The organism is Ramlibacter alkalitolerans (assembly GCF_016722765.1).
Classification (GTDB): Bacteria; Pseudomonadota; Gammaproteobacteria; order Burkholderiales; family Burkholderiaceae_C; genus Ramlibacter; species Ramlibacter alkalitolerans.
Window position 1 is genome coordinate 122,310 of record NZ_JAEQND010000016.1, and the last position, 9,977, is coordinate 132,286.

A 9,977-nucleotide genomic window follows, 5' to 3' on the forward strand; every position below is an offset into this window, starting at 1 on the left:
AAGCGCGAACCCCAGCGATGCGACCGCACGGAGAAACGCCGGGGTTCGGCCTGCGGCGCTCACCACCAGCCTACGCCAGCAGATCCGGGACCTACTGCTTCGCCCGCCGCAGATCCGCCACCCGCTCCGCGATCGCATCGATGTCGAGCGCATCCTGCGCGTGCACCAGGTACGTTTCGAGATCGCCGACCGCCAGCTCCGTGTGGCCCTGTTCCGCGTGCGCGATGCCGCGGTCGCGGTACTCGGCCCAGGCGTCGGGCAGCAGCACGAGCAGCCGGTTCTGCACGGCGATCAGCCGCTGCCAGTCTTCCTGCGCGCGGTGGATTTCCTTCAGGTTGCGCAGCATGCGCGCGATGATGTCGCGCGGCGGCGCGGCCTGCAGGTACAGGCCCAAGGGCACTTCGAATTCGTCGACCAGGCCGCTGCGGCGCTTGTACGGCTCGAGTCGTTCGGACAGTTCCTCGCGCGAGAGCGACTGGCCGCTGAACGGGTCGATCACGACCTGCCCCTTGGGCAGGTTCACCTTGACCATGAAATGCCCAGGGAAGCACACGCCGCGCGCATGCAGCCCGATGCCTTGCGCCAGCTCGATCCACAGCACCGCCAGCGAGATCTGGATGCCGCGGCGCGTGCGCAGCACCACGTTCAGGTAGCTGTTGTCCGGGTCGCAGTAGTCGTTGACGTTGCCGCCGAAGCTCAGGTCGCGGAAGAAGAACTGGTTGAGCGTGCGCAGCCGCTGCAGCGCCGCGGCGTCGGCCGGGATGCGGCGCTTCAGCCGCGCGAGCAGCTGGTCGACATCGCCGAGCACCGTCTGCAGGTCGAGGTCGGGGTATTCGTCCTGCGCGAGGCTTGCCGCTGCCTCGAGCAGCGGGAAGTGTTCATCGCTTTGCACCAGCGTCCGGAAGTAATCCAGCGGCGTGGGCGCAGTGATGGGCAGCGACGTCATGGTAAGTCGTTGTAATGGACGGGCCAGGGGGCGTCAAGCGGGAGCGGCTCTATGGTGCGCCGCTTGCTCAGTGCGTGACAAATTGACGCAGCTTCAGGCCGGCCGCCAGCAGTGCTCCGAAATAGAGAGCACCGGCGCCCGCGACCAGAACGGCCAGCATCCCCGCGCGCTTGAAGGGCTCGGTGCGCCATGCGACCCACGGGAAATGCTGGTTGGCCCACATCAGGAAGATCGCGAGCAGCGCGCTGCCGGCCAGCACCTGCAGCGCGAACACCCCCCAGCCCGGGCTCGGCTTGTACCTGCCGCGCCGCAGCAGCCCGACCAGCAGCGACCCCGCGTTGACCAGGGCACCGAGGCCGATCGACAACGCGAGTCCTGCGTGCTTGAGCCATGGCACCAGCGCCACGTTCAGCAACTGCGTGACGATCAGCGCCGCGACCGCGATGCGCATCGGCGTCTTCATGTCGTGGCTGGCGTAGTAGCCGGGTGCCAGCACCTTGATCGCCACCAGGCCCAGCAGCCCGGTGCCGTAGCCGGCCAAGGCCAGCGCGACCTGCCCCACGTCGCTGTCCTTGAACGCGCCATAGTGGAACAGGGTGGCCACCAGCGGCGCCGAGAAGACCAGCAGCGCGATGGAACTGGGAATGGCGAGCAGCACGACCAGGCGCAGGCCCCAGTCGAGCATCGCGGAGTAGCGCACCTCGTCGCCGCCGGCGCGCGCCGCGGCGAGCTGCGGCATCAGCACCACGCCCAACGCGACGCCCAGCATCGCGGTCGGGAACTCCATCAGCCGGTCCGCGTTGTTCAGCCAGCTCACGCTGCCGGCGGGCAAGTAGGAAGCGATCTGCGTGTTGATCAGGAGCGAGATCTGGGCCACGCTCACGCCCAGCAGCGCGGGCAGCATGAGCCGCAGCACCTCACGGGTGGCCGGATCGCGCCAGGATTCTCGGATCGCAGCGAAGGCCAGCCCCACCCGCGGCCACATGCCGATGCGCCGCAACGCCGGGATCTGGATCGCCAGTTGCAGCACGCCGCCCAGCATGACGCCGATCGCCTGCGAATAGATCGGCTCGATGCCGAGGCGGCGAAACAGCGGCGCGGCCACGGTGATGGAGGCGATCATCGACAGGTTCAGGAGCACCGGCGAGGCGGCCGGCACGGCGAAGCGCTTCCAGGTGTTCAGGATGCCGCCCGCCAGCGCGACCAGCGACATGAAGCCGATGTACGGGAACATCCAGCGCGTCATGAGCACGGCGGCGTCGTAGGCGTACGGCTCCTTGCGCAGCCCGCTGGCCAGCGCCCAGACCATCACCGGCGCGCCGATCACCCCCAGGATGCACAGCAGCACCAGCGTCCACAGCAGCACGGTGGAGACGTGATCGACCATCCGCTTGGCGCCGGCCTCCCCCTCCCTGGTGCGGCATGCGGCCAGCACCGGCACGAAGGCCTGGCTGAAGGCGCCCTCGCCGAAGATGCGGCGGAACAGGTTGGGGATGCGGAAGGCGACGTAGAAGGCGTCGGTGAGCGCGCTCACGCCGAAGAAGGCCACGAACAGCATGTCCCGGACCAGGCCGGTGATGCGCGAGGCGAGGGTCAGGGCGGAGACGGTGGAGGCGGCTTTGAACAGGCTCACCGCCGCGAGTGTAGCCCTGGGGTCCGGCCCCGGGTTCCCGCGGCTGGCCGAGGGCCATGGTACGGGCTATAATGGTGGGCTTTGCTGGCATCATCCTCAGACACGAAGGAATTACTCCATGGCTTCCGCAAAACCCAAGAAGAAGAACCCGCGCCTGGCGTCGGGGCGCAAGCGCGCCCGCCAGGACGTCAAGCTCAACGCCGCGAACACCTCGCTGCGCTCCAAATACCGTACCGCGGTGAAGAACGTCGAGAAGGCGGTCGTCGCGGGTGACAAGGCCAAGGCGACCGAACTGTTCGCCAAGGCCCAAGCGATCGTGGACACGGTGGCCGACAAGGGCATCTTCCACAAGAACAAGGCCGCGCGCGACAAGAGCCGCCTGTCCGCCAAGGTCAAGGCCCTCCAGGCCGCAACCCCCGCCGCCTGACGCCCCAGCGTCAGGTCAGCCCGTGAGCCGCCAGGCCCACGCCGTTTGATCCGGGTGCGCTGCCAGCAAAGCAAAACGAAAAACCGCCTTCGGGCGGTTTTTTCATGGGCCGTCGGCCGCCACAGCAAGCGTTTTTTAGCGCAGAAGCCGCAAAAGTAACGCAAAAGCCGCAAAAGGGATTCGAAGGGGCATCTCCATTCGTGAAATCCCTTTCGCGGTTTTTGCGTAACCTTTGCGGCTTCTGCGTTCCTGCATTCCTGCATTCCTGCATTCCTGCATCCGTCTTGGATCCGGCCAAGCGCGGTCGCGCGCCCAGGCTACGCCGTGCGCCGCTCTTCCCGCACGGGGGGCGCCCCTTCGCTGATCTTCAGCTCGTTGTCCTTGGCGAAGTTCATGACGAAGTCCCAGGCCATGGGCTCGTAGTCGCGCAGGGCCCGGTTGACGATCACGCACTTCACGCCTTCGATCACCGTCGGGATGCACCAGGGCGAATAGTTCAGGTGGCTGCCGGGCTGGGCGCCGCCGGGGCGGAAGGAACTCATCACTCCGGCGAGCCGCTCCGCCCAGTCGCTGGGGCGGAACGTCCGTCCTTCCCGGGTCACGCCCTGGATGAACACTTCGTCGGCGATCTTCAGAACCATGGGTGGATTTCGCATGCGTCGGGCCGTGCAGCCGGTGGGTCTGCTGCACCGCACAAGTATTATATCTTATATAAGAGTTGAGGCCGCGATTGGACCCCGCGGACCTGTCACCGGGCTGTCTCGGCGGACGCATCGCAGCGATGCGGAATTCTCAACCCAAAGCCCCGCGGCCGTGTGCCTACAATCGTGCTCCAACGGCTCACATCGGTGACCCCGGCAGGCAAGCCTGGCGGGACCCGCACGTTGAGCCGCTTTCGTTTGGAGAACAGGAAAACGCCCATGCCCAACATCGAGGCGGCATCGCCCCACACCATGAACACCTACGGCCGGCTGCCCATCGCGCTGGACCACGGCGACGGGGTGTACCTCTGGGACGTCAACGGCAAGCGCTACCTCGACGGGCTGGCGGGCATCGCGGTCAACACGCTGGGGCACAACCATCCCAAGCTGGTGCCGGCGCTGCAGGACCAGGTCGCGAAGATCATCCACAGCTCCAACTACTACCACGTCCCCAACCAGGAGAAGCTGGCCAGCAAGCTGGTGCAGATCTCCGGCATGACGAACGTGTTCTTCGGCTCCACCGGCCTGGAGGCGAACGAAGCCGCGATCAAGCTGGCGCGCAAGTACGGCCACGACCGCGGCATCGCCCGCCCCGAGATCGTGGTGTACGAGAAGGCCTTCCACGGCCGCAGCATCGCCACCCTCTCGGCCACCGGCAACGAGAAGGTGCAGAAGGGCTTCGGGCCGCTGGTCGAAGGCTTCATCCGCGTGCCGATGAACGACATCGACGCCCTGCGCAAGGCGACCGACGGCAACCCCAACGTGGTCGCCGTGATGTTCGAGACCATCCAGGGCGAAGGCGGCATCAACCAGATGCGCATCGACTACCTGCAGAAGGTGCGCGCGCTGTGCAACGTGAAGGACTGGCTGCTGATCATCGATGAGGTCCAGTGCGGCATGGGCCGCACCGGCAAGTGGTTCGCGCACCAGTGGGCCGGCATCGTGCCGGACGTGATGCCGCTGGCCAAGGGCCTGGGCTCCGGCGTGCCGATCGCGGCGGTGGTCGCGGGCCCGAAGGCGGCCGACATCTTCCAGCCGGGCAACCACGGCACCACCTTCGGCGGCAATCCGCTGGCGATGCGCGCGGGCGTCGAGACGATCCGCATCATGGAGGAAGACGGCCTGCTGGAGAACGCCGCCCGCGTGGGCGCGCGCCTGAAGCAGACGCTGGCCCGCGAACTCGGTGGCCTGAAGGAAGTGGTGGAGATCCGCGGACAGGGCCTGATGATCGGGGTGGAACTCGCCCGGCCCTGCGGCGTGCTGACCCAGCGTGCCGCCGAAGCCGGCCTCCTGATCAGCGTCACGGCGGACACCGTCGTGCGGCTGCTGCCGCCGCTGATCCTGACGGAGCGGCAGGCGGACGATATCGTCGCGATCCTCGCGCCGCTGGTGAAGCAGTTCCTCGCGGAGTGAAGCGCACGATGGCGATCCGGCATTTCCTGCAGTTCAGCGACTTCAGCACCGAGGAGCACGAGTGGATCTTCCAGCGTGCGGCGGTGATCAAGCGCAAGTTCAAGAACTACGAGAAGTACCACCCGCTGGCGGACCGCACGCTGGCGATGATCTTCGAGAAGGCCTCCACGCGCACCCGCGTGAGCTTCGAGGCCGGCATGTACCAGCTCGGGGGCTCGGTGGTGCACCTCACCACCGGCGACAGCCAGCTCGGGCGCGCGGAGCCGATCGAGGACAGCGCCAAGGTGATCAGCCGCATGGTCGACCTGGTGATGATCCGCACCTTCGGGCAGGACAAGATCGACCGCTTCGCCGAGCACTCGCGCGTGCCGGTGATCAACGGCCTGACCAACGAGTTCCATCCCTGCCAGATCCTGGCGGACATCTTCACCTACATCGAGCACCGCGGCTCGATCAAGGGCCGCGTCGTCGCCTGGGTCGGTGACGGCAACAACATGGCCAACACCTGGCTGCAGGCGGCCGAACTGCTCGGGTTCTGCGTGCACGTGAGCACGCCCAGCGGCTACGAGGTCGACCAGGCGGTCGCCGGCATCCGCAGCACCGACAGCTACAAGGTGTTCCAGGATCCGATGGAAGCCTGCCGCGGCGCCGACCTGGTCACCACCGACGTGTGGACCAGCATGGGCTTCGAGGCGGAGAACGAGCAGCGCCGCGCGGCCTTCGCCGACTGGTGCGTCGACACCGAGATGATGCGCGTGGCCAAGCCCGACGCGCTCTTCATGCACTGCCTGCCCGCCCACCGCGGCGAGGAAGTGCAGGCCGAAGTGATCGACGGCCCGCAGTCCGTGGTGTGGGACGAAGCCGAGAACCGGATGCACGTGCAGAAGGCGCTGATGGAGTTCCTGCTGCTCGGCAAAGTCACGGACTGACTTGCCCCCTCCCTCTCCGGGAGAGGGTTGGGATGGGGGCGCTCCCTGCGCGCTGTTGTTCGCTCCCTGCCTCCCTGCCATTTCCGGAGCGCCCCCCTCCCAACCTCCCCCCGGGAGGGGGAGGAGCAAGACCAGCTACCCGGCCGCGGACCCGAAGCGCCCTCCCCCCGCCGGCGCCTCCATCTTCCCCAGCTTGATCAGCCGCTGCTCCACCGCGAAAGGGGTGCGGCCCAGTTCCTGCGCGACCTGCTTGACGGGGATGCCGGCGTCGAACGCGATCTCCAGCGCGGAGTCTTCCTGCGCCGACCAGCGCTTGCCGGCGTTCGGCGGCAGCCCCGGCCTGGCGTGCGCAAGATTGGGCGCTTCGCCGGCGGTGCCCTCCAGCGCGCGCGACACGGTGTGCAGCGCGCGGATCACCGGCGGAGCGTTGTAGGGGCTGTCTTCCGGCATGGCTTCACCGGTGACGGGATGGATGCCCTGCGCCAGGGTGTCGATAATCTGGCGCGCGATCTGCAGTTCCATGCTTTTCCTCCTGGGTCGTGGCGGATACTGTATTGACGTACAGTCTCTCCGCAACGCGCCCGCCCCTGCCTGCGTTGACCATCCCAATGGCCGATCCCCACCATCCTTGCCTGCGCTGCGGCGCCTGCTGCGCCGCCTTCCGCGTCGACTTCGCAGTCGATGAAATCGACGAACAGGGCGGCAGCGTGCCCGCGGGCCTCGCCGTGGAGGTCACCGGCACCACCTGGCGCATGCGGGGCACCGACCACCTGCCGATCCGCTGCGCGGCGCTGGTCGGCAAGGTGGGCGAGCGCGCGTCCTGCGGGATCTACGAGTGGCGCCCCAATCCCTGCCGCGAGCTCGAACCCGGCAGCGCCGCCTGCGAGAAGGCGCGCTTGCGCCACGGGCTGCCGCCGCTGGATGCCGGCGGGCCCGGCACCTGAAGCTGCGGCCGCGGCATCGCCCCCGACTGACACCACGCCGCCGCGCCCCGGCGCACACTTGGACGCATGCCACGTCTCTGGGACATCTCTCCGCCGGTGCGTGCGGGCTCACCCGTCTTTCCGGGGGATACGCCGTACCGGCAGCAGTGGGCCGCCACGATCGCGCCGGGCTGCCCCGTCAACGTCAGCACGCTCACCCTGTCGCCGCATGTCGGCGCCCATGCGGACGCGCCGCTGCACTACGACCCCGAGGGCGCCGCCATCGGCACCCTGCCGCTGGATGCGTACCTCGGCCCCTGCCGCGTGATCCACGCCATCAGCCGCGGCGCGCTGGTCACCTGGGAGCACATCGCGCACGCGGCGCAGGGCCTTCCCGCGCGCGTGCTGGTGCGCACCTACGAGCGCGCACCCGTGGACCATTGGGATCCGGAGCTCGCCGCCTTCGCGCCCGAGACCATCGAGCGCCTGGCCGACGCCGGCGTGCAACTGGTCGGCATCGACACCGCCAGCATCGATCCGGCCGAGAGCAAGGCGCTGCCCAGCCACCAGGTGGTGCGCCGGCGCGGCCTGCGCGTGCTGGAGAACCTGGTGCTCGATGAAGTCCCGGAAGGCGACTACGAGCTGATCGCGCTGCCCCTGAAGCTCGTGACCGCCGATGCGTCGCCGGTGCGCGCCGTGCTGCGGGAGCTCGCATGACGACGCTGGCAGACTGCCGCGCGCTCGATGCGCAGGACCCGCTCGGCCCCCTGCGCGAGCTCTTCGCGTTGCCGGCCGGCGTGATCTACCTGGATGGCAACTCGCTCGGGCCGCTGCCGAAGCACGCGGGCGAGCGGATCGCGCGCGCCGTGAAGGAGGAATGGGGCGAGGGGCTGATCCGCTCGTGGAACAGCGCCGGCTGGTTCGACCTGCCGCAGCGCGTGGGCGACCGCATCGCCACGCTGATCGGCGCGCGGGCCGGCGAGGTGGTCGCCACCGACAGCACCTCGATCAACCTGTTCAAGGTGCTGAGCGCGGCGCTGTCCATCGTGCGGGCCGATGCACCCGCGCGGCGCAGCGTGATCAGCGAGCGCAGCAACTTCCCGACCGATCTCTACATCGCGCAGGCGCTGTGCCGGGAGCGCGGCTTCGAGCTGCAACTGATCGAGGCGGAGCAGATCCCCGGGGCGCTCGGAAACGACACGGCCGTCCTGATGCTCACGCACGTCAACTACCGCACCGGCGCGATGCACGACATGGCCGCCGTCACCCGCGCCGCGCATGCTGCGGGCGCGCTCGTCGTCTGGGACCTGGCGCACAGCGCCGGCGCCGTCGAAGTCGACCTGCACGCGGCGCAAGCCGATTTCGCGGTCGGCTGCGGCTACAAGTACCTCAATGGCGGGCCCGGTGCGCCGGCCTTCGTGTGGGTCCACCCGCGCCACGCCGAACGCTTCTGGCAGCCGCTGGCGGGCTGGTGGGGTCACGCGGCGCCGTTCGCCTTCTCCAGCGACTACAGCCCCGCGGCCGGCATCGCACGGTACCTGTGCGGCACGCAACCCGTCCTGAGCATGATCGCGCTCGACTGCGGGCTCGACACGGTGCTCGTCGCGCAGCCGCTGGGCGGCATGGCGGCATTGCGGCGCAAGTCGCTGGCGCTGACGGACCTGTTCATCGCGCTGGTGGAGCAACACTGCGCCGGCCACGGCCTGGGGCTGGCCACGCCGCGCGAGCACGCACTGCGGGGTTCACAGGTCTGCCTCACGCGCGGGGAAGGCGCCCATGCGATCGTGCAGGCGCTGATCGCGCGCGGCGTGATCGGCGACTTCCGCGCCGGCCCGCCGGACATCCTGCGCTTCGGCTTCACGCCGCTGTACATGCGCTTCGAGGACGTGTGGCACGCGGTGCAGCACCTGCGCGAAGTCCTGGAGAGCGGCGAATGGCGGCGCGCCGAGTTCTCGCGTCAGCAGGCGGTGACATGAGTGCCGCACGGCCGCCCGAAGGCGCTCGCCCCCTCCGCTCGCGCAGGGGGGAGGAGGAGTCCGCGCAGCAGACGGATCCTGGGGGAGGTATCCAGTGAAGCCCGACATGACCTACGGCGACTACCTGCAGCTCGATGCGATCCTGCAGGCGCAGAAGCCGCTTTCGCCGGACCACAACGAGATGCTGTTCATCGTGCAGCACCAGACCAGCGAGCTGTGGATGAAGCTGATGCTGCACGAACTCGCCGCGGCCAGGGACTGCATCGCCCGCGACGAGTTGCCGCCTGCGTTCAAGATGCTGGCGCGCGTCTCGCGCATCATGGAGCAGCTGGTGCACGCCTGGGACGTGCTGGCCACCATGACGCCGGCGGAGTACAGCGCGATCCGGCCCTACCTCGCCAGCTCCAGCGGCTTCCAGAGCTGGCAGTACCGCTGCATCGAGTTCATGCTGGGGAACAAGAACGCGGCGATGCTGCGCTCGCACGAAATGCATGCCGGGCGCCATGCCCTGGTGCGTGCGGCGCTCGAAGCGCCTTCGCTGTACGACGAGGCGCTGCGGCTGCTGGCGCGCCGCGGATTGCCGGTGCCGGCATCGCACCTGGAGCGCGACTGGACGCAGCCTTACCAGGCCAGCCGCGAGGTGGAACAAGCCTGGCTGGTCGTCTACCGCGAGCCGCAGGCGCGCTGGGATCTGTACGAGCTGGGCGAGGAGCTCACGGACCTGGAAGACGCCTTCCGGCTGTGGCGCTTCCGGCATGTGACGACGGTGGAGCGCGTGATCGGCTTCAAGCGCGGAACGGGCGGAACGGGCGGCGTGCCGTACCTGCGCAAGATGCTGGATGTTGTGCTGTTTCCGGAGTTGTGGCAGTTGCGCACGGATTTGTAGGCCGCACCGTCACCCCGCGCAGGCGGGGGGCGGTCTCAACCGGTCAATGCAACATGATTCATGTTGTGAAAGGCCGGAATGACATCGAGAAAAGATCGAGGGCTGGAGCCCGAGCAGAACGCCGAGATGTGGCGTCGCTGGAA

At 68.4% G+C, this 9,977-nt stretch carries 11 protein-coding genes; 7 read left to right on the top strand and 4 right to left on the bottom strand.

All coding sequences use genetic code 11. From position 1 onward, the window contains the following. Positions 1-91 precede the first annotated feature (91 nt). Positions 92-946, bottom strand: coding sequence for a SirB1 family protein (locus JI746_RS24430; RefSeq protein ID WP_201692902.1), 855 nt, complete (start codon positions 944-946; stop codon positions 92-94). A 67-nt stretch (positions 947-1,013) separates the two neighbouring features. After that, the gene (gene murJ / locus JI746_RS24435; protein WP_201692903.1) at positions 1,014-2,579 is read right to left on the bottom strand and encodes a murein biosynthesis integral membrane protein MurJ; all 1,566 of its coding nucleotides are present in this window, start codon (positions 2,577-2,579) and stop codon (positions 1,014-1,016) included. A 118-nt stretch (positions 2,580-2,697) separates the two neighbouring features. Between murJ and rpsT the strand changes: the two genes are divergently transcribed. Further along, positions 2,698-3,006: a 30S ribosomal protein S20 gene (rpsT, locus tag JI746_RS24440; protein WP_201692904.1), complete on the top strand. Its 309-nt coding sequence runs from the start codon at positions 2,698-2,700 to the stop codon at positions 3,004-3,006. Positions 3,007-3,323: 317 nt separating this feature from the next. On the opposite strand, the gene JI746_RS24445 is transcribed toward rpsT, so the two are convergent. Beyond that, a complete protein-coding gene (locus tag JI746_RS24445; RefSeq protein ID WP_201692905.1) occupies positions 3,324-3,647 on the bottom strand; it encodes a DUF3579 domain-containing protein in 324 nt (107 codons plus the stop codon). A 279-nt stretch (positions 3,648-3,926) separates the two neighbouring features. Here JI746_RS24445 and JI746_RS24450 point away from each other — a divergent pair, with 279 nt between their 5' ends. Both JI746_RS24450 and argF read left to right on the top strand, forming a co-directional pair. After that, entirely contained in the window at positions 3,927-5,120 is a 1,194-nt protein-coding gene (locus JI746_RS24450; RefSeq protein WP_201692906.1) for an aspartate aminotransferase family protein, read from the top strand. 8 nt (positions 5,121-5,128) lie between these two features. After that, positions 5,129-6,049 (top strand): ornithine carbamoyltransferase, encoded by a 921-nt coding sequence (gene argF, locus JI746_RS24455; RefSeq protein WP_201692917.1) that lies wholly within the window; start codon positions 5,129-5,131, stop codon positions 6,047-6,049. A gap of 135 nt (positions 6,050-6,184) precedes the next feature. Here the strand turns inward: argF and JI746_RS24460 are convergent, their stop codons facing one another. Continuing rightward, positions 6,185-6,571: a hypothetical protein gene (locus tag JI746_RS24460; RefSeq protein ID WP_201692907.1), complete on the bottom strand. Its 387-nt coding sequence runs from the start codon at positions 6,569-6,571 to the stop codon at positions 6,185-6,187. Between the two features lie 86 nt (positions 6,572-6,657). Here JI746_RS24460 and JI746_RS24465 point away from each other — a divergent pair, with 86 nt between their 5' ends. The 4 genes from JI746_RS24465 to kynA all read left to right on the top strand — a co-directional run bounded on the left by JI746_RS24465 (position 6,658) and on the right by kynA (position 9,834). Next, complete coding sequence (locus JI746_RS24465) at positions 6,658-6,993, top strand: YkgJ family cysteine cluster protein (protein ID WP_201692908.1); 336 nt, start codon at positions 6,658-6,660, stop codon at positions 6,991-6,993. A 66-nt stretch (positions 6,994-7,059) separates the two neighbouring features. After that, positions 7,060-7,689, top strand: a complete 630-nt coding sequence (kynB, locus tag JI746_RS24470; RefSeq protein WP_201692909.1) for an arylformamidase — start codon at positions 7,060-7,062, stop codon at positions 7,687-7,689. Then, complete coding sequence (gene kynU, locus JI746_RS24475; protein WP_201692910.1) at positions 7,686-8,948, top strand: kynureninase; 1,263 nt, start codon at positions 7,686-7,688, stop codon at positions 8,946-8,948. Before kynB ends, kynU begins: the two co-directional genes overlap by 4 nt. Positions 8,949-9,042: 94 nt before the next feature. After that, the gene (gene kynA / locus JI746_RS24480) at positions 9,043-9,834 is read left to right on the top strand and encodes a tryptophan 2,3-dioxygenase (protein WP_330893069.1); all 792 of its coding nucleotides are present in this window, start codon (positions 9,043-9,045) and stop codon (positions 9,832-9,834) included. Positions 9,835-9,977 lie beyond the last annotated feature (143 nt).